At 64.7% G+C, this 19,213-nt stretch carries 21 protein-coding genes; 10 read left to right on the top strand and 11 right to left on the bottom strand.

Annotation, left to right across the window (positions count from 1 at the left end):
- Positions 1-74 precede the first annotated feature (74 nt).
- Together xseA and CAPP_RS03940 are read left to right on the top strand one after the other, a co-directional pair.
- Complete coding sequence (gene xseA / locus CAPP_RS03945; RefSeq protein WP_076599695.1) at positions 75-1,334, top strand: exodeoxyribonuclease VII large subunit; 1,260 nt, start codon at positions 75-77, stop codon at positions 1,332-1,334.
- Positions 1,335-1,368: 34 nt separating this feature from the next.
- A complete protein-coding gene (locus tag CAPP_RS03940; RefSeq protein ID WP_076599696.1) occupies positions 1,369-1,647 on the top strand; it encodes an exodeoxyribonuclease VII small subunit in 279 nt (92 codons plus the stop codon).
- On the opposite strand, the gene CAPP_RS03935 is transcribed toward CAPP_RS03940, so the two are convergent.
- Positions 1,644-2,261 carry a DUF4245 domain-containing protein gene (locus CAPP_RS03935; RefSeq protein WP_076599697.1) on the bottom strand — a complete coding sequence of 206 codons (618 nt, stop codon included), beginning with the start codon at positions 2,259-2,261 and terminating at the stop codon, positions 1,644-1,646. The genes CAPP_RS03940 and CAPP_RS03935 overlap by 4 nt on opposite strands.
- Before the next feature lie 178 nt (positions 2,262-2,439).
- Here CAPP_RS03935 and glpX point away from each other — a divergent pair, with 178 nt between their 5' ends.
- The 3 genes from glpX (at position 2,440) to CAPP_RS03920 (ending at position 6,756) form a co-directional block, all read left to right on the top strand.
- Positions 2,440-3,447, top strand: a complete 1,008-nt coding sequence (gene glpX, locus CAPP_RS03930) for a class II fructose-bisphosphatase (protein ID WP_076599698.1) — start codon at positions 2,440-2,442, stop codon at positions 3,445-3,447.
- 164 nt (positions 3,448-3,611) lie between these two features.
- Positions 3,612-5,009: a class II fumarate hydratase gene (locus CAPP_RS03925; protein ID WP_076599699.1), complete on the top strand. Its 1,398-nt coding sequence runs from the start codon at positions 3,612-3,614 to the stop codon at positions 5,007-5,009.
- 208 nt (positions 5,010-5,217) lie between these two features.
- Entirely contained in the window at positions 5,218-6,756 is a 1,539-nt protein-coding gene (locus CAPP_RS03920) for an MDR family MFS transporter (RefSeq protein WP_076599700.1), read from the top strand.
- A 44-nt stretch (positions 6,757-6,800) separates the two neighbouring features.
- Here the strand turns inward: CAPP_RS03920 and CAPP_RS03915 are convergent, their stop codons facing one another.
- The 4 genes from CAPP_RS03915 to CAPP_RS03900 all read right to left on the bottom strand — a co-directional run bounded on the left by CAPP_RS03915 (position 6,801) and on the right by CAPP_RS03900 (position 10,430).
- Positions 6,801-7,361 (bottom strand): GNAT family N-acetyltransferase, encoded by a 561-nt coding sequence (locus CAPP_RS03915; protein ID WP_076599720.1) that lies wholly within the window; start codon positions 7,359-7,361, stop codon positions 6,801-6,803.
- 66 nt (positions 7,362-7,427) lie between these two features.
- The gene (phoH2, locus tag CAPP_RS03910; RefSeq protein ID WP_076599701.1) at positions 7,428-8,756 is read right to left on the bottom strand and encodes an RNA 5'-3' helicase PhoH2; all 1,329 of its coding nucleotides are present in this window, start codon (positions 8,754-8,756) and stop codon (positions 7,428-7,430) included.
- A 191-nt stretch (positions 8,757-8,947) separates the two neighbouring features.
- Positions 8,948-9,523 (bottom strand): LGFP repeat-containing protein, encoded by a 576-nt coding sequence (locus CAPP_RS03905; protein ID WP_076599702.1) that lies wholly within the window; start codon positions 9,521-9,523, stop codon positions 8,948-8,950.
- Between the two features lie 64 nt (positions 9,524-9,587).
- A complete protein-coding gene (locus tag CAPP_RS03900) occupies positions 9,588-10,430 on the bottom strand; it encodes a LysR substrate-binding domain-containing protein (protein WP_076599703.1) in 843 nt (280 codons plus the stop codon).
- 22 nt (positions 10,431-10,452) lie between these two features.
- Between CAPP_RS03900 and CAPP_RS03895 the strand changes: the two genes are divergently transcribed.
- Entirely contained in the window at positions 10,453-10,797 is a 345-nt protein-coding gene (locus CAPP_RS03895) for a DUF5997 family protein (protein ID WP_076599704.1), read from the top strand.
- On the opposite strand, the gene glyA is transcribed toward CAPP_RS03895, so the two are convergent.
- Positions 10,794-12,083: a serine hydroxymethyltransferase gene (gene glyA, locus CAPP_RS03890; RefSeq protein WP_076599705.1), complete on the bottom strand. Its 1,290-nt coding sequence runs from the start codon at positions 12,081-12,083 to the stop codon at positions 10,794-10,796. The two genes, CAPP_RS03895 and glyA, sit on opposite strands and share 4 nt — an antisense overlap.
- Positions 12,084-12,191: 108 nt before the next feature.
- On the opposite strand from glyA, the gene coaA reads away from it, so the two are divergent.
- The gene (coaA, locus tag CAPP_RS03885) at positions 12,192-13,118 is read left to right on the top strand and encodes a type I pantothenate kinase (RefSeq protein ID WP_076599721.1); all 927 of its coding nucleotides are present in this window, start codon (positions 12,192-12,194) and stop codon (positions 13,116-13,118) included.
- 159 nt (positions 13,119-13,277) lie between these two features.
- Here the strand turns inward: coaA and CAPP_RS03880 are convergent, their stop codons facing one another.
- The 3 genes from CAPP_RS03880 to mca form a co-directional block, all read right to left on the bottom strand.
- Entirely contained in the window at positions 13,278-14,054 is a 777-nt protein-coding gene (locus tag CAPP_RS03880) for an isoprenyl transferase (RefSeq protein ID WP_076599722.1), read from the bottom strand.
- Between the two features lie 68 nt (positions 14,055-14,122).
- Positions 14,123-14,404: a hypothetical protein gene (locus tag CAPP_RS03875; RefSeq protein WP_076599706.1), complete on the bottom strand. Its 282-nt coding sequence runs from the start codon at positions 14,402-14,404 to the stop codon at positions 14,123-14,125.
- Positions 14,405-14,406: 2 nt separating this feature from the next.
- A complete protein-coding gene (gene mca, locus CAPP_RS03870; protein WP_076599707.1) occupies positions 14,407-15,327 on the bottom strand; it encodes a mycothiol conjugate amidase Mca in 921 nt (306 codons plus the stop codon).
- A gap of 81 nt (positions 15,328-15,408) precedes the next feature.
- Here mca and CAPP_RS03865 point away from each other — a divergent pair, with 81 nt between their 5' ends.
- From CAPP_RS03865 to CAPP_RS03855, 3 genes are all read left to right on the top strand, one after another.
- Positions 15,409-15,891 (top strand): DUF4307 domain-containing protein, encoded by a 483-nt coding sequence (locus tag CAPP_RS03865; RefSeq protein WP_076599708.1) that lies wholly within the window; start codon positions 15,409-15,411, stop codon positions 15,889-15,891.
- Positions 15,892-15,970: 79 nt separating this feature from the next.
- Positions 15,971-16,492 (top strand): transcription elongation factor GreA, encoded by a 522-nt coding sequence (greA, locus tag CAPP_RS03860; protein WP_076599709.1) that lies wholly within the window; start codon positions 15,971-15,973, stop codon positions 16,490-16,492.
- 80 nt (positions 16,493-16,572) lie between these two features.
- Entirely contained in the window at positions 16,573-16,899 is a 327-nt protein-coding gene (locus CAPP_RS03855; RefSeq protein WP_076599710.1) for a hypothetical protein, read from the top strand.
- 97 nt (positions 16,900-16,996) lie between these two features.
- On the opposite strand, the gene CAPP_RS03850 is transcribed toward CAPP_RS03855, so the two are convergent.
- Together CAPP_RS03850 and CAPP_RS03845 are read right to left on the bottom strand one after the other, a co-directional pair.
- Entirely contained in the window at positions 16,997-18,073 is a 1,077-nt protein-coding gene (locus CAPP_RS03850; protein ID WP_290173255.1) for an HNH endonuclease signature motif containing protein, read from the bottom strand.
- A gap of 184 nt (positions 18,074-18,257) precedes the next feature.
- Positions 18,258-19,121 carry a Bax inhibitor-1/YccA family protein gene (locus tag CAPP_RS03845; protein WP_076599344.1) on the bottom strand — a complete coding sequence of 288 codons (864 nt, stop codon included), beginning with the start codon at positions 19,119-19,121 and terminating at the stop codon, positions 18,258-18,260.
- Positions 19,122-19,213: the final 92 nt, after the last annotated feature.

Below are 19,213 nucleotides of genomic sequence, written 5' to 3'. Positions count from 1 at the left end.
TGGAAAGGCAGTCTAAAAGGTAAGCTGGCTTGCTCGAGCAGCATCGGATCGCAGAAGAAAGGGGGCGCAAGTCGATGGCAGGACAACAGGTGGGAGGGCCGCAGGCGAGTACGCCAGAGACTCCGTGGTCGGTCTCCAAGGTCAACCAGACGGTCAAGCAGTGGATTGAGCGGCTGGGCTGGCTGTGGATCGAAGGGCAGCTCACCCAGGTGAACATGAAACCGACGTGGAAGCTGTCATATCTGACACTCCGCGACACGCAGGAACAGATGAGTTTGCAGCTCACCGCGTCGACGGAGCTGTTGCGCAGCATGCCGACGCCGCTCAAAGACGGCGACCACGTCGTCGTGCGCGGCAAGCCCGCGTTCTACGCCGGGCGCGGGTCGTTCTCGATGTGGGTCACCGAGATCCGCCAGGTGGGCGAAGGCGAACTGTTGGCCAAGATCGAGCAGCTGCGCAAAATGCTCTCCGCAGAGGGGCTTTTCGACGTCTCCCGCAAGCACCGCCTGCCCTACCTGCCGAATCGCGTGGGACTGATCACCGGCCGCGGCTCCGCCGCCGAGCGCGACGTGCTGTCCGTGGCCAAGGACCGGTGGCCCGCCGTCGACTTCCGGGTCATCAACACAGCAGTTCAGGGAGCCAACGCCGTCCCGGAGGTCGTCGACGCGCTCAAGCTTCTCGATGCCGACCCGGCCGTCGACGTCATCATCATCGCCCGCGGCGGCGGTTCCGTCGAGGACCTGCTCCCCTTTTCCGAGGAAGTCCTCCAGCGCGCGGTCGCCGCGGCCCAGACTCCCGTGGTCTCCGCCATCGGCCACGAACCCGACAACCCGGTGCTGGACAATGTCGCCGACTTGCGCGCCGCCACCCCGACAGACGCCGCCAAGCGCGTCGTGCCCGATGTCGCCGCCGAGCTCGAGCTCATCGCCGAGGCCCGCTCCCGCACGGCCGCCGCCCTACGCGGCTGGGTGCACCGCGAACGCGAGGGCCTGCGCCAGATCCGCTCCCGCCCCGTCATGGCGAATCCGCTGACCCCGATCACCCAGCGCCGCGAGGAGCTCGACCGGTCCCGCGTATCCATCCGCCGCGACATCACCCGGCTGATCAGCACCGAATCCGCCGAGGTCCGCGCGTTGCGCGCCCAGGTCTCAGCGCTCGGCCCCTCGGCCACCCTGGCCCGCGGCTACGCCGTCGTCCAAGTCCAGCCGCGCGACGGTACCGAGGCCCAGGTGGTCACCAGCATCGACCAGGCGCCGCCCGGCTCCCAGCTCCGCATCCGCGTCGGCGACGGCTCCATCACCGCCGCCGGCATGTCCACCACACCCGCCGAGTGACCGCACACATCAAGCAGACATCGAGGAGAACACAATGGCAGACAACACCTTCGGACAAGGCACCCCCGGCGACGAGGCATTTCCCGACCCGGCCACGCTCACCTACGAGCAGGCACGCGACGAGCTCATCGAGACCGTCAAGATCCTCGAGCTCGGCCAAATGAGCCTCGACGAATCACTCAAGTACTGGGAGCGCGGCGAGGCTCTCGCCAAACGCTGCGAAGTGCTTCTCGACGGCGCCCAGCAGCGCGTCGAAGCCGCCCTCGGCTCCACAAAAGCTGAAGCCGCAGCCGACGCCAGCGAAGAGGACTAAGACCCGGCCGGGGCTTCTACTCCGGCTTCTTCCTGCGGCGCGACCTCGTGCGGCAGCGGCTCCGTGTTGATAGCGGTGGCGAGCAGCTCACGGAACTCGTCCTCACCGGCTTCGCCTTTCACCAGCAGACGCACATCGCCTAAGTCGACGACCCACAGGTCGCGGATGTCTTCCTCGGGGGAGGAGTAGACGGTGGCTTCATGGGAGTCGTCGATAAGCTGCGTGCCTGTTTTCTCGCGCGGCGCGGAATCGACGCGCTCAACCGCCGTGTCGACGTCCGCGTCCGTCTGCGTGATCTGCACGTACCCCTCCTGCGGTGTCACCCAGCCCACGACCGGTGCCGGCGCCTCCCCGATCGTGGAACGGCGCGCCGAGTTATTCACCCAGCCTTCCGGCATCTGCGGGAAACGCACCGGGAAATTCACCGCGCGGGCTTCCATGCCCATGAACGTCGCGCCGTCGACCTCCTGGACAGGCCCGTTCTCCGGGCGTCCCGGACTGAAACTGCACATGCCGGTGAAGCCGACCGCGCCGACCATCAACAAGACAATGACGATGACATTGATCGTCATGTCCTTGCCGTCCTGGAAAATCCGGGGTTTCTCCTTAGCCACGCCTGACAGTATGGCACGCCGCAGCACCACTCCCGAAATACGTCGAGCGCCCCCGATCAGGTGAGAAACCAGACATACCGGGCACCCAAAGGTGCCACAATGGACACAAAGGTGACATTATTTCAACGAATCTCACCGTAGGACTACCCCCCCATTCACTGCCCAGGAGGCGCACACAATGTCCAACTCCGTCGAAGCACCGGACCGCAACCTCGCGATGGAACTCGTTCGCGTGACAGAAGCGGCGGCGCTCGCCTCCGGCCGGTGGGTCGGCCGCGGCAAGAAGAACGAGGGCGACGGCGCCGCAGTCGACGCGATGCGCAAGATGATCAACTCCGTCACCATGGACGGTGTCATCGTCATCGGCGAGGGCGAAAAGGACGAAGCGCCGATGCTCTTCAACGGCGAGAACGTCGGAAACGGCCAGGGTGCTCCTCTCGACATCGCTGTCGACCCGGTCGACGGCACCCGCCTCATGGCGGAAGGCCGCCCGAACTCCATCTCCGTTATCGCCGCCGCCGAGCGCGGCACCATGTACGACCCGACCGACGCGTTCTACATGAACAAGATCGCCGTCGGCCCCGAGTCCGCAGGCAAGATTGACATCACCGCACCGGTGTCGCACAACATCCAGGTCGTGGCCAAGGCCAAGGGCATCGACACGCGCGATGTCACCGTTGTGGTCCTCGACCGCCCACGCCACTCGCAGCTCGTCGCCGATATCCGGGAGGCTGGCGCGAAGGTCCGCTTCATCATGGACGGCGATGTCGCCGGCGCCATCGCCGCGGCACGCAACAACAACTCCATCGACATCGCCATGGGCATCGGCGGCACGCCCGAAGGCGTCATCACCGCCTGCGCCCTGAAGTGCCTCGACGGCGAAATCCAGGGCATGCTCGCGCCCCAGTCCGACGAAGAGCGCGAGAAGGTCCTCGCCGCCGGCCACGACCTCGACCGTGTGCTGGGCATCAACGACCTGGTCAGCTCCAACAACTGCTTCTTCGCCGCGACCGGCGTCACCAACGGCGACATGCTCCGCGGCGTGTCCTACCGCGCCGACGGCGCCACCACCCGCTCCCTGGCGATGCGCTCCAAGTCCGGCACCGTCCGCCTCGTCGAGTCCCGCCATAAGCTGACTAAACTGCGCGAGTACTCCGCGATCGACTACTCCGGCCCGGCCAACTAGCGGCACCTCCGGCACAGCCCCCTCAAAGCGGGGGCACCATTCGGGCATTTATGCGCCCGATCACCTCCGGTTGGGGCATAATCACGGGTGGAAAGGCACGCGCGGATCCGCCGCATTTCACTGCGCGCTCCGCGACGTGCACGCGACTCACGCAAAGGATGATTATGGCTGATCAGGAATACCGCATCGAGCACGACACCATGGGTGAAGTGAAGGTCCCCGCGCAGGCTCTATGGCGCGCGCAGACCCAGCGTGCGGTGGAGAACTTCCCCATCTCCGGCCGGGGCCTCGAGACCCAGCAGATCCGCGCGCTCGGCCTTCTCAAGGCTGCGTGCGCGACGGTGAACAAGTCCTCCGGCGCCCTCGACGCAGCCAAAGCCGACGCCATCGTCGCCGCCGCGAAAGAAATCGCCGACGGCAAGCACGATGCTGAGTTCCCGATCGACGTGTTCCAGACCGGCTCCGGCACGTCGTCCAACATGAACACGAACGAGGTCATCGCGTCGATCGCGAAGGAAAACGGCGTCGAGGTCCACCCCAACGACGACGTGAACATGGGCCAGTCCTCCAACGACACGTTCCCGACCGCGACGCACGTCGCCGCTACCGAGGCCGCAGTCAACGACCTCATCCCGGGCTTGAAGGTCCTCCAGGAGTCGCTGGAGAAGAAGGCCGAGGAGTGGAAGTCCGTGGTCAAGTCCGGCCGCACCCACCTCATGGACGCAGTCCCGGTCACACTCGGCCAGGAGTTCTCCGGCTACGCACGCCAGATCGAGCTCGGCATCGCCCGCGTCGAGTCCACCCTCGAGCGCTTGGGCGAGCTGCCGATCGGCGGCACCGCCGCGGGCACCGGTCTTAACACCCCGGCCGACTTCGGCGCGAAGGTCACCGAAGAGCTCAAGAGCCTCACCGGCATCAACGAGCTCACCGAAGCCGGCAACCACTTCGAGGCGCAGGCCAACCGCGACGGCCTCGTCGAATTCTCCGGCGCGATGCGCACCGTCGCCGTCTCCCTGTACAAGATCGCCAACGACATCCGCCTCATGGGTTCCGGCCCGCTGACCGGCTTCGCCGAGATCCACCTGCCGGACCTCCAGCCGGGCTCTTCCATTATGCCGGGCAAGGTCAACCCGGTCCTGTGCGAGACCGCGACCCAGGTCTCCGCCCAGGTCATCGGCAACGACGCCGCCGTCGCGTTCTCCGGCACGCAGGGCCAGTTCGAGCTCAACGTGTTCATCCCGGTCATGGCCCGCAACGTCCTCGAGTCCGCCCGCCTTCTCGCAAACACGGCACGCCAGTTCGCCACCAAGCTTGTCGACGGCATCGAGCCCAACGTCGGACGCATGCAGACCCTCGCGGAGTCCTCCCCGTCCATCGTGACCCCGCTGAACTCCGCCATCGGCTACGAGAACGCCGCGAAGGTGGCTAAGACCGCCCTCAAGGAAGGCAAGACGATCCGCCAGACCGTCATCGACCTCGGCTTCATCGGCGACGATCTGACCGAGGAAGAGCTGGACCGCCGCCTCAACGTCCTCGACATGGCTAACACCGACCGCAACTAGCGGAAAGTTGCAAGGAAACTAGCACCGAGCTAGCCGCTCCCCTTCCCGCCCCAGCTCGCTGGAAATGACCTCCCCGCCGCGGGAGAAATTCTGGCGCGCTGGGGCTTTTCGGTCTGCACGCTGCGTCGACAAGCGCGATATTGCGCTTTCCCACACCGGGAGTAATGTTGCAGGCCGCATTAAATAATTACACTGCACGGAGGCTCGAATGGCAGATACCCAGCAGAAAAGCCCCAACGTCGGGCTCGTCTTCTCCGCGCTCATCATCACCATGCTGATGAGCTCGCTCGGCCAAATGATCTTCTCGTCGGCGCTTCCCACCATCGTCGGTGAGCTCGGCGGCGTCGAGCACATGAGCTGGGTCATCTCCGCGTTCATGGTCACCATGACCATCGCACTGCCCATCTACGGCAAGCTTGGCGACGGCCTCGGCCGCAAATGGTTCTACATCTCCGGCATCGCCTTCTTCGTGATCGGCTCCATCCTCGGCGGGTTCGCCAACACGATGACGCTGCTCATCATCGGCCGCGCCGTCCAAGGCTTCGGCGCCGGCGGCATGATGATCAACTCGCAGGCCATCATCGCCGAGGTCGTGCCGGCCCGCGAACGCGGCAAGTACATGGGCGTCATGGGCGCCGTGTTCGGCATCTCCTCCGTGCTCGGCCCTGTGCTCGGCGGCTGGTTCACCGACGGCCCCGGATGGCGCTGGGGTCTGTGGATGAATATCCCGCTGGGCCTGCTCGCGATGACCGTCGCCTCGATCGTTCTCGACCTGTCCAAGGGCAACCGCGACGGCTTCCGGTTCGACTGGCTCGGCGCAACGCTGATGGCGGTGTCCACCTCCACACTCATTCTCGCCACCACCTGGGGCGGGCTGCAGTACCCTTGGGGTTCCGCCCGCATCATCGGCTTGCTGGTCACGTCGGCTGTCGCGGCGGCGATCTTCGTCGTCGTGGAGCTTCGCGCGAAGGATCCACTCGTACCGATGCACCTGTTCCGCAACCGCAATATGGCGCTGACCACCGCTGCCAGCGTCGTGCTGGGCATCTCCATGACGGGCGTGATGGCGTACCTGCCGACCTACCTGCAGATGGTCCACTCCATGACCCCGACCGAGGCGGGTCTCATGATGATCCCGATGGTCGGCGGCATGATCATCACCTCCATCGGCATCGGCGCCCTGATCACTCGCACCGGGCACTACAAGGCGTTCCCGATCGTGGGCCTGATCATCGTCGCCGTCGGCTGCTTCCTGCTCTCCCGCCTCACCGTTGACACCGGGCTCTGGACACTCGGCTCGTACATCTTCATTTACGGCTTCGGCCTGGGCATGGTCATGCAGGTTCTGATTCTCATCGTGCAGAACTCGTTCCCGATCTCCGTCGTGGGCACCGCGACCGCCGCGAACAACTTCTTCCGCCAGATCGGCATGTCCGTCGGCGCGTCGATCGTGGGCACCGTGTTCATCCACAACATGCAAAACAACATGGAAGAACGCCTCCCGGACGCGCTCAAAGCGCTCGGCCCGGAAGGCGCGAAATACGCCGAAGCCTTCGACGGAGGTGCCGCTCAGTCGATGACGCCCGGCACCGTCAACCATTTGCCACAGCCGCTTCACGACGCCATCGCCTCCAGCTACAACGACGGTTTGACCCCCATTTTCCTCCTGCTCATCCCGCTTGTCGTGGCAGCAGCACTGCTGCTTGTGCCAGTGCACGAGGACACGCTGAAAGAAACGGTTGAATAGGAAGTAGTGGGGCAGACGGGACGCCGATAAGCGAAAAGCGTTTTTTAGACGTCCGCGTCCGCATCCCCTGCCGCCGGCTTCTTGCCTGGCTTCGGCAGCAGCAGCTCGTAAATATCCGTGTCGCGCCACGTGCCGGCGAGCTCGCCGTACGTCATCTTCGCCATCTGGTGGTAGGTGCCCACCTTGACGAAGCCGCGCGAGACATGCAGCCCCGCCGACCCTTCGTTCTCCGGGAAAATCCACGAGTGGATGGCCCACTTATTCAGCGCTTTGCAGGTCTCGATGAGCTTGTCCAGCAAAGCGCCGGACACGCCGCGGCCGCGCGCATCCTCGTGAGTGTAGATCGAGTCCTCCACCACGCCGTGAAAGACCGAACGCGTGGAGGCCTGGGCGGCGGCGACCCAGCCGAGAACCTTGTCGTCGTCGTCAGGTTCGACAGCGACGAACACGGTCTCGATGATTTTGTTTGTGGCAAATTTCGCCCACGTCGGCCCCTCCGTCTCGTACGAAGCATGGCCTGTTCCCAAGCCCGACTCGTAGATCTCGCGGACCTGCGGATAATCCTCAGGGCGGATCGGGCGGATCGTGAAATCGCGATTCGACATGGCGACCATCGTACAACCGCCCTCCCCTACCTGTGAATTGGCTGCGCAGCGTGCATCTCAGGGCCCCTAGGCGTGGTCCTCGAGCAGGTCTGTGACCAGCTCCGCGATCGGCGAACGCTCCGAACGCGTCAACGTGACGTGCGCGAAGAGATCCTGTCCCTTCAGCTTCTCGATCACCGCCTGCACACCGTCATGGCGCCCCACCCGCAGGTTGTCGCGCTGCGCGACATCGTGCGTGAGCACCACGCGCGAGCCGCGGCCGAGGCGCGACAGGACCGTCAGCAGGACATTGCGCTCCAGCGACTGCGCCTCATCCACGATCACGAACGCGTCATGCAGGCTGCGCCCGCGGATGTGCGTCAGCGGCAGCACCTCGAGCAGATCGCGGGAGGCGACTTCGTCGAGCACATTATCCGACACGACGCCCTCCAACGTGTCGTAGACCGCCTGCGACCACGGATTCATCTTCTCCATCTCGTCGCCCGGCAGATAACCCAAGTTCTGGCCGCCCACCGCATACAGCGGGCGGAAGACAATGATGCGCTTGTGCTCCCCGCGCTCCAACACCGACTCCAGACCAGCGCACAGGGCAAGCGCCGACTTACCGGTGCCGGCGCGGCCGCCAATGGAGACGATGCCGACCGTGTCGTCGAGAAGCAGATCGAGCGCAACCCGCTGCTCAGCGCTCCGGCCGGACAAACCGAACGCGTCGGCGTCGCCGCGGACGAGCTTGACCCCTCCGCTCGGTGCCACGCGCGCGAGGGCCGACTGCGAACCTGCGTTCAGCGTCAACCCGCAGTGCACCGGCAGATCGCCCGTGTTGATCGCCGCGAACCCCGTCGCGTACAGCTCGTTGATCTCTTCCCCGGAAACCTCGAGCTCAGCCATGCCCGTGTAACCCGTCAGCACGACGTCCTGGGCACGGTACTCCTGCGCCACCAGACCGACAGCACCTGCCTTCACGCGAAGCGGCACATCCTTGGTCACCAGAACCGTGTCCTTGCCCTCCTGCATGAAGTTGTAGGCGCAGGCGAGGATCCGGTTGTCGTTCTCCGGGCCGCGGAGAGCGACCGGCAGATTGGACTGGTCCTGGTGGTTCAACTCGACACGGACAGTGCCGCCGTCGACATTGACCGGCATCGGCTCATCCAGCCGGTCGTAGTCGGCGCGCATGTCCTCCAAAAAACGAAGAGCTTGGCGGGCGAACCAGCCAAGCTCTGGGTGATGACGTTTCTGCTCGAGTTCTGTGACGACCACGAGCGGGAGGACAACGCTGTGCTCCGCGAACTTTCTCAACGCCCACGGGTCGGACAGAAGAACCGACGTGTCCAGCACGTACGTTTTCAGTGCGGTGGGTGAGGTGAGTTGTTCGGGATTGTGGCCGATGCTTTCCATCCGAGCGTCGGCGGTGTCGATATTGCTAACAGAAGGGTCAAACATGAACTTGCTCCCCTAGTGCGGTTGGTGGTAGCCAGCACCGTTCTTCGCGGTGCCTGACACCCGCCACACTAGGGGGGCAAAGTGTAAATTACATCGATGTAAGGTTAACTTCCGTTAAACCTCATCGCTCCGGTCGGCGCAGCTAGTTAGTTGATCTTGGGGCCGAACTCGCCGTTCTCCTCAAACCACTCGATGGTGCCGTTCTGGAAGTCCTGGATCCAGCCGTTGTTGTCGTCGCGCTTATCCTCGGCCTTGGTCGGCAGGCCGACCTCGCTGTTCAGGCCGCCTTCCTTCTTCCAGGTATTAGCGATCTCGCCCACCAGCGGGACAGCACCCGTCTCCTCGGAGTAGACGATGTTCTTGTCTGCGTCGTACTCGATCAGGGTCGCGCCGTCATCGTTGGTCTCAGCTGCGATCGGCTCGCCCCAGTTGCCCAGTCCCAGCTCTTCCGTAGCGTTGGCAGCCGCGGACGGAACGACGACCTTCTCGCCGTCCTGGGTGGTCAGCTCGGTGGTGTCACCCTCGGCGCCAGCGCCTTCAGCGTCGGAAGCGTCTGCGTCCTCGGTAGCGGTGTCCTCGGCAGCAGTGTCCTCAGCAGCGGAGGTCACGGTGTTGGTTTCGGTGGCCTCGACTTCGTCGACGTCGCCCTCACCGTCGGAGCAGGCGACGAGGCCTGCGGACAGTGCCAGTGCTGCGACAGTTGCGCCAAACTTGCGGTTCATAAACTCAGTATCCTTTCGTAAGCAATTTCTAATGTTGTCCGTTCACCATTATGCAAACTCGGCGTCATCGACGTCGCCTGCGCCCCCCTCTTTTGGGGCGATTTCCAGAGAACCCCTTGCGCTGCGCACCAGTTTCGCTCTTATTATAACGGTTTGATTTCGATCGGCTTCGCCCGCTTTTCGACGTCCCCCTCCCCCTCGAAGAGTTCCTCGTCCTCCCCTTAGCCACCCCGACGAAATCCTGGATCGCCTCCGAGTCTTTTTCGACCTTCCACACGAGCGCGATCTCCGTCTCCGCCCCCTGAGCTTCCTCCACCTCGACCGCCCCGGCTGCTTCTTGGCTCTCTTCCACCGCCCCGGCCGCGCCCCCGCCGGTTCCGCGGAGTCCAAGCACGACGACCTGCTTCTTCGACAAGACCTTGAGCAACGGCGCGGGCGCGTACGCGACCCCGACGTTCGCGGCGACGACCTGGAGCGCGGCTCGCAATTCGTCGATGTCGGAGCCGAAAGGCGCAACGTGAGCAGAGGCGGAGTCCGTAGCCGCGTCCGCCCCCTCACTCGTCCCCACACCCGCGCCGGAGCCGGAGCCGGGAACAAACCGGTAGTTGACGTGCTCGTCAGCGAGGTCGGAAGGGCGAACAGCTTCGCCGACCTCGGCGTAGACGGAGTCTTTCGGCACGGCGACACCGGGTTTTTCGGTGTACAGCCGCACTTGGTGGAACTGCTCCCCCGGTTCGCCGATGCGGGGGTCGGGGAGGCGGAGGAGGGCGAGGTGGGCGGTGTCGTCGATAAGCGATGCGTATGGGTCGTCGCTTGGGACCGCCTCGAGGCCGTGGTCGGTGGTGTCGCGGTAGCGCGCGAACCATTTTCCGGGTTCGGTTCCGGTGACGAAGGCGAGGCGAAGCATGCCCCGATGCTACCGTTTGGGCATGAGCGAACAGCCGTCAAGCACAGCGATGAAGCCCGCGACAGCAGCGAAAAAGCTCGGCATTTACCTGCCGGCGACCCCGCAGGAGTTCCAGGACGGCGGCGTCACGCACGCCGAGCTGCGCGAGCTGCAGGACAACCCGCCAGAGTGGCTCACAGAGCTGCGCGCGAACGGCCCGCACCCGCGGCCGGAGGTGGCGCGCAAGCTAGGCATTTCCATTACGGCACTCAAGAAGAACGGCATGGATAAGCCGCTGACCACCCAGGAGATCAAGGAGCTGCTGAGCGATCAGCCGGCGTGGCTCTCCGAGGCGCGCCGCGTGCACGCCGAGGAGCGGGACGCTTAGAGCAGCTTCCAGTCTTCGAGGCCCGGGTAGAGGGGGTACTCGGCGGCAAGCTTATCGACGCGCCCCTTCAGCCCCTCCACATCCGCATTCTTCCCCTGGGCGAGCGCGGTGCCGATGATGTCTGCGGTCTCAGTGAACGCTGCAGCGTCGAATCCGCGGGTCGCCAGGGCTGAGGTGCCGATGCGCAGGCCGGAGGTGACCATCGGCGGACGCGGGTCGTTCGGCACGGCATTGCGGTTGACGGTGATGCCCACTTCGTGGAGCAGGTCCTCGGCCTGCTGGCCGTCGAGCTCCGAGTTGCGCAGGTCGGCGAGCACGAGGTGCACGTCGGTGCCGCCGGTGAGCACGTCGACGCCGACTTCTTTGCAGTCGGACGCGGTGAGGCGCTCAGCCAGGATGCGCGCGCCCTTGAGGGTCCGCTGCTGGCGGTCCTTGAACTCTTCGGTGCCGGCGATCTTGAGCGCGGTCGCCTTAGCCGCGACGACGTGCATGAGTGGGCCGCCCTGCTGGCCGGGGAAAACGGCGGAGTTGAGCGCCTTGGCGTAGTCCTGCTTCGCCAGGATCATGCCGGAACGCGGGCCGCCCAGCGTCTTGTGGATCGTGGTGGACACGACATCCGAGTGCGGCACCGGCGACGGGTGCAGCCCAGCGGCGACGAGGCCCGCGAAGTGCGCCATATCGGTCCACAGGTACGCGCCCACCTCGTCGGCGATCGCGCGGAACGCCGCGAAGTCCACGGTGCGCGGGTACGCCGACCAGCCGGCGATGATCACCTTCGGGCGGTGCTCCAGGGCCTGCTCGCGGACCTTGTCCATGTCGATGAGCATGGTCTCCGGGTCGACCTCGTACGCCACGACGTTGTACAGGCGACCGGAGAAATTGATCTTCATGCCGTGCGTCAGGTGCCCGCCGTGCGCCAGCGACAGACCCATGATGGTGTCGCCCGGCTTGATCAGGGCGTGGAGGACGGCGGCGTTCGCCTGGGCGCCGGAGTGGGGCTGGACGTTGGCGTACTCGGCGTCGAAAAGCGCCTTCGCGCGGTCGCGCGCGATGTCCTCGATGACGTCGACGTTCTCGCAGCCGCCGTAGTAGCGGCGCCCCGGGTAGCCCTCGGCGTACTTATTAGTCAGCACCGAGCCCTGCGCCTGCAACACGGCGCGCGGCACGAAGTTCTCCGACGCGATCATCTCGAGGGTGTTGCGCTGGCGGGACACCTCCCCGAGAATCTGCTCGTAGACATCCGGGTCGAGCGACGCGAGGTCTTGGTAGCGGAGATCATCAGTCATGTTCCGGGATTCCTTTCCGTACGGCAGTTCCCCGCCAGTATGCACTACCCGGCACACAACACGCCCCATAAGGCAAAGTTTGCGCCAGCGAGTGCAACAATGGTGGCCATGCCGCGACCCGCAGACCCGAGCCCCTACCTGGATTTCCCGCGCGACGCGTGGAGTCAGCGCCGCGCGACAATGCCCCAGGTGATCGACGAAGACGACCTGGAACAGCTCCGCGGCATCGGCGAGAGCATGGATCTGCAAGAGGTCGCGGATATCTACCTGCCGTTGTCGCGTCTCATTCACCTGCAGATCCGCGCACGCCAGAAGCTCACCGCGGTCACGGAGACATTCTTAGGGGAGAATCCGGGGCATGTGCCGTTCATCATCGGCATCGCGGGGTCCGTCGCGGTGGGCAAGTCGACGACGGCCCGCGTCCTGCAGGCGCTGTTGCAACGGTGGGATTCGCACCCGCGTGTGGATCTCGTGACCACCGACGGTTTCCTCCTGCCCGCCGCCGAGTTGCGCGAGCGGAACCTGATGTCGCGCAAAGGCTTTCCGGAATCCTACAACCGGCGCGACCTGCTGCGTTTCGTCACGGAGGTCAAGGCGGGGCGCGACAATGTGAAAGCGCCGCTTTATTCGCACGACGCGTACGACATCATTCCGGGCGAGTACCAGGTCGTGGACCACCCGGACATTCTCATTCTCGAGGGCCTCAATGTCCTCCAGACCGGCCCGACGCTGATGGTGTCCGACTTGTTCGATTTTTCGGTGTACGTGGACGCGAGGACGACGGACATCGAGAAGTGGTACATCGACCGCTTCATCAAGCTGAAGAACACGGCGTTCCGCGAGCCGGGCGCCCACTTCGCGCGCTTCGCCGACCTCACCGACGAGGCGGCCGCCGCCGAGGCCCGCCGCATTTGGCAGACAATCAACCTGCCGAACCTCGTCGAGAATATTCAGCCCACGCGTGTGCGCGCGTCACTCGTCCTGTCCAAAGCCGCAGACCATTCGGTCCAGCGTGTGCGCATGCGAAAGCTTTAAAAGCACGCTTATCGACGCCCGCGCTCCCCCGCTCCCCAATTCCTGTGCGCTTCGCTTCCGCGCGCCTTGCTTGTCGCTGCCTGAATCCCGCGCGATTCAATTCCCGCGCGGTTCTGCTTCCCCCGTCCTGCTTCCCGCGTTCTGCGTCCCGCGCGGCCCTTATTTGCCGAAGCGGCGCGACCGCTGGGAGAAGTCACGCAACGCACGCAGGAAGTCGATCTTGCGGAAGGCCGGCCAGTACGTGTCGGTGAACCAGATCTCCGAATACGCTGACTGCCACAGCAGAAACCCGGAAAGGCGCTGCTCACCAGAAGTGCGGATCACCAGATCCGGGTCGGGCTGGCCGGAGGTGTAGAGGTGGGCGGAGAGGGACTCGACGGAGACTTCGTCGGCAAGCTGCTCTGCGGGGATTCCCTCGGCGACCTTGGCTGTGATGAAGTTCTGCACGGCATCCACAATTTCTTGGCGCCCGCCGTAGCCCACCGCAATATTGACGACGATGCCGTCCTTGTCCTCCGTCGCCGCCGCCGCGGAGCGCATGCGGTTGGCCACTTTCTCCGGCAGGAGGTTGAGGTGCCCGACGAGGCGGATGCGCGCCTCGTACTCGTCACCCGACAGCTCGTCGACGACCCCGGAAATGATGTCGTAGAGCAGCTGCACTTCCTCCGGTGTGCGCGACAGGTTCTCCGTGGACAGTAGATAAATCGTGACGACGTCGACCCCCATCTCCGCCGACCACTGCACCAACTCCCCGATCTTCGCCGCGCCCACGCGGTGCCCGTGGGAGATATCGGTGAAGCCCGCCTCGCGGGCCCAGCGGCGGTTCCCGTCCGCCATGACGGCGATGTGCTTGGGGCGGCTCACTCGATCGCCGAGAAGCTCGCGCTTCAGCCGATTCTCGTAGAGCGGGTACAAGAGACGGTCGAGCATAATCACGCGCACAAGCTTACTCCGCACGGCCCGTTCAGGCTGAGGTCTCAAGCGGGGTTGCTGTTGGCGGGACGCTAGAAGAAAGACTTCTTACGGCGGTCCAGAAGGCCCTCTGCTTCCATCGCTTCGTCGACGGCCTTCTCGTCGAACACGTCCAGTCCGCGCTCCTCCGCAAAGCGCTTCCTGCGGTTGAAGCGCGAATAGCGACGGTGGAACGCCCACCCGATGAGCAGGATGACGGCCATCATGCTCACCACGATCAGCGCACCAATCGGCTCCGCCTTCCCGAATTCCGGGCCCACCGGCGCATCCTTATTCATCTGCTGCGCGAGCACCGTCAGCGTCTCGATTCCCATGGTCACTCTCCCTCGTTTCCGGTCGCGCGGGTGGCGTCTGGTTCAGCGTCGGCTGCGGCTGCGTCGATTCCCGCGAACAGATCCGTTTCCGGCAGCGACGTCTGCACGCGTGTCTGGGCCAATTCGAATTCCTCGGTCGGCCAGACTTCCTTCTGCACTTCGACGGGGCTGGCCAAGAACGCGCCAGCCGGGTCGATCTGGGTGGCGTGGGCGGTGAGCGCCTCGGCACGGTTGCTGAAGAAGTCGCTGCACTCCACCTGCGTAGTCACGCGCTGCATGATGTCGGAGGCGTTTTCCTCCCAGCGTGAGAGCATGGGCTCGTAGGGGCTGGGCTTGCCTTCGTCGACAAGCCGGTCGTGGAGGAGGCGCATGCGTTGCGCGACGAAGCCGTGGCTGTAGTACAGCTTGAGCGGCGTCCACGGCTCGCCGAGCTCCGGCGCGAAGTCCGGGTTGCCGGCTTCCTCCCACGCGATCATCGAGACCTTGTGGACCATGATGTGGTCCGGGTGCGGGTAGCCGCCGTTCTCGTCGTACGTGATGATCACGTGCGGGCGGAATTCGCGGATCTTGCCCACCAGCACTTTCGCGACCTCGACCGGGTTCTCGAGCGCGAAGCTGCCCTCCGGCAGCGGCGGTAGCGGGTCGCCTTCCGGCAGGCCGGAGTCCTCGTAGCCGAGCCACTCGTGCTCGACGCCCAGCGCGGCGGCCGCGGCTGCCATTTCCTCGCGGCGGATTTCCGTCATCCGCTCGATGACCCCCGGCCGGTCCATCGCCGGGTTGAGAATGTCGCCGCGCTGCCCGCCGGTGCAGGTCAGCACCTTGACGCGGTTGCCCTCGTGGGCGTATTTCGCCATCGTCGCCGCGCCCTTGCTGGACTCGTCGTCCGGGTGCGCGTGAATGGCCAGCAAACGGTATCCCGTCACTTAGTGTTCCACCTCTACTTGGGGTTAAGGTTGATCGCGAGACAAGTTTAGTACCTCACCTCATCAGAAAGAGAACCCTCTGTGGCTGAGCCCGATTCCCCGTCCGCTACGCCCGCGGACGGCACCCGCGCCCGCTACGGCGGCGCCCCCAAAAAGGCCGCGCCGACCATCACTGCGGGACGCATCGTCGCCATCGTCAGCGTCCTGTTCGTCGTGCTCATCGTCGGTTTCACGGCCCGCTACATCATGCAGAACCGCGCGCAACCAATCACAGCGAGCCTCATCTCGCACGAGCGTATCGACGACTCCACCTCCCGCGTCTGGATCGACGTTTCCCGCAACGACCCTGCTGTTCCCGGCTACTGCATCATCACCTCATTGAATTACGAGCACGCAGAGATCGGCCGCCGCGACGTGGTGCTGCCCGCCGGCGGCGAGGAGCTGACGCGCATGTACGTCGACATCCCCGTCCGCGACCTGCCCGTCTCGGGAGGCGTGTACGGATGCTCCACCACGATCCCGTCATTCCTTGACGCTGATACGGAGTTCGTGGAGGCGAGGTAGGGGGCGTCGATAAGCGATGCTCATGTTAATATCCGAACGAATAACCAACCGACCGTGAGGAAACGAGGGTCCGAACTCCATGGCTGACAAGCAGCAGCAGTACATCACCCCGGAAATGAAGGCCAAGCTCGAGGCCGAGCTGCAGCAGCTCATCGACAACCGTCCGGTGATCGCCGCCGAAATCAACGAGCGCCGCGAAGAGGGCGACCTCAAGGAGAACGCAGGCTACGACGCCGCCCGCGAGCAGCAGGACCAGGAAGAAGCCCGCATCAAGCAGATCTCCGAGCTGCTGGCCAACTCCACCACCGAGCGCGCCGGTGTGGTCGACGGCATGGCTGTCGTCGGCTCCGTCGTCCACGTCTACTACAACGGCGACAAGGACGATAAGGAGACATTCCTCATCGGCACCCGCGCCGCGTCCACCGACAACAAGGACCTCGAGACTTACTCCGAGCAGTCTCCCCTCGGTGCTGCCGTCCTCGGCGCCACCGAAGGCGAAACCCGCACCTACACCGCCCCCAACGGCCGCGAGATTTCCGTCACCATCGAATCCGCGAACCCGTATGATTCGGTTAAGGCCAAGACGCCGCGCGCGCAGTGACCGCGCCCGCTACATGCTTCGCCTCCCCGGCGCTCCCCGGGGAGGCACCCCCATTGATTGAAACTGATAAGGACTCCGCAGTGACTACCCGCATTTCCCGCAAAGTTGCCGCCCTCGCTGTCGCAGCCACCACCGCCCTCGTCGTGACCGCGTGCACCCCGCCGAACCAGAACGATTCGGATCAGAAGGTCGATACCGCGACTAGCCAGAACCCGGACTCGCTTCCGAGCGCCGGCCAGTCCACCGCGACCGGCACCGCCACCGTCACCGAGGTGGCGACCGAGACGTCCACTGTCGACGCCGGTGCCGTCGACCCGGCCGACGCAGACGCTGCCGCCACCGATGCTGCTGAGACCGCCGTCGTCGAGCCCGGCGAGACAGCCGCAGTCGCACCCGTGCAGCCGTAAGCGCAGCGGCGTGAACGCTGCGCCGTGAAAATCGCGCGCCGAAGTGGCCGTGGACATTCCTGACCCGCGTGGTCAGCCCGTGTCTGCGGCCGTTTCGCTATTTTCCGAATAGTAGGTGCATGGCACCGTATTGGTGGGTGGTGTTCGGGACTGGTGTTCCGCGCGGGGAGACCCATGTCGGGGTGCCGTTGCGCATGTGTATTCGACCCCGGTGGTGTCTGTCGGGGTCGTCGTCGTTGGTGCGGTTGTGGTACCTGCACAACACCGACAGGTTGTCCATGTTCGTCGGCCCGCCACGCGCCCACGGTGTGATGTGGTGGACCTCGCAATTATCCGCCGCATGCCTACAATCCGGCACCGGACACGTCGTCAGCGTCGCCCGCGCCAGATCGCGTTGCTTGGCGTTGGCGAACCGCTTCGCGTGGTACAGGTTCACCGCACCCGCCTGCGGGTGGAACAACGCCACCTCCAAATCCTTCGAGTAATAGTGAGTCAGATACTCCGCACCAGTCATGGTGGTGCCGTCCGACAACCCCAGGATCGTCTCATCCCCCTCGCCGGCGAGGATCCTGGTGTGCTCGGAAAGCGGGACCTGGATCAACGGACGCGGCACAGCCTGCGCGACACCGGCACCGCCGCGCAGCAGCTCCGTGAAGGCTTCGTACATTTGCGGGCCCTCAGGCCGGTTGGGGTCGAGCCCCTTCCGCAGGGCGTGTTCCAGGTCGGCGATGTCGCGTTCTTCACCGGTGGCGATGACCGTGCGTTTGCCTTTCCGGGTCCGGCCAAACCGCACCGTGGACTCCGCGGCGGGTGTATCGGCGTCCGGGTCGGGGATGATGTCTTTGGCGCGGCGCTGCAGCGTCTTGTAGTCGCCGCGCACCGATAGCAGGGCCAGGCGGAGTTTCCATGTCTCCCGGTCGGAGGACACAGCGCGCATTTGCTGCTCAATGAACAGAATCTGATCCAGAGACTTCCCCGTCTGCCTAGCAACGGTCACGGCGTGAGCTTGCTGGCGGCGAAACCGGGTCGCACCGAAGTAGACCTCGTGGGCCTTCTCCCACTCGACATACGAGGTGGGCTTGACGCCGGCAGCACGAGCAGCCTGACGGTCAAAACCAGCCAGGACATCCATCGGGCTACCAAGTGATCCAAGAAACGCGTCAAAATCGCTCATGCCCCACACGCTAAACAGAACAACAACCCCGAAAAAGAAGCCCCTAAAAATCTGTGGATAACCCACCCACAAACAGACTTATCCACAGGGGAGCGGTAGGGAGGGTTGCGGGAGGCGTCGATAAGCATGCAGAAAGCGGCCCGCGCACAACGCGCGAGCCGCGGAAACCGCCTGGAGTTAAGTGCTAATCCCTGAAGTAGGACAGCAGGCGGAGAATCTCGGTGTAGAGCCAGACCAGGGTGACCGCCAGGCCGAGCGCGACGCCCCAGGCCATCTTGGCGGGCGCGCCGGTGCGGACAAGCTTGTCGGCTGTGTCGAAGTCGGTGAGGAAGCTCAGCGCACCGAGGACGATGCAGACCAGGGAGAAAACAATGGCGATCGGGCCGCCGTCGCGGAGCGGGGACATGCCGGTGAAGATGAACAGCAGCAAGTTGCCCAGCGCGAGAACGGCGACGCCGATGATGCAGCCGGTGATGATGCGCGTGAACTTCGGGGTGACGCGGATCGCGCCGGTCTTGTAGACGAAGAGCATGCCGGCGAAGACGCCAATGGTGCCCAGGACCGCCTGGAAAATCAGCGAGCCGGCAAAAGCGCCCGCGGCCGGGTCACTGGCCAAACCTGTGACCAGCATGGAGAAGCCGCCGACGAACAAGCCCTCGAACGCGGCGTAGATCAAGGTGACTGCGGCGGAGCCGTACTTGCGGCCGAAGGAGTGCACGAGGACGGTGATGAAGCCACCGATCGCGCCGACGAAGGTCAGGCCCATGGCGACAGGCATATTGAACATGCCGATGCCGAAGTTGATCACGGCGAACGCGACGATCACGGCGAGGGTGATACCGGTCTTGGACACGATGTCGTCGACCGTCATGGGGCGCTCGGCGGGCTGGCCGTAGCCCTGCTGCTGGGCGTAACCGAAATTAGGGGTGTCGCCGTACTGTGTCTGGCCGTACGGGGATTGCTGCGGGTAGCCGCCTTGGGGCTGGGCGTACCCGGCATTCTGCTGGGCCTGCGGGAGGCGCGTCAGGACTGGGTTGTTGGATTTCACGCTTGTGGAGTTCCTTTCTCTTTCCGCTTTCAACGATCTCCAAGCGGCGGTCAAACCGATCATCGATCATACTGTTCAACGCATCACCTCGC

It is taken from the genome of Corynebacterium appendicis CIP 107643 (genome assembly GCF_030408415.1).
Lineage (GTDB): Bacteria > Actinomycetota > Actinomycetes > Mycobacteriales > Mycobacteriaceae > Corynebacterium > Corynebacterium appendicis.
The sequence above is the reverse complement of the archived record's forward strand: the minus strand, read 5'-3'. Positions and strand labels throughout refer to the sequence as shown.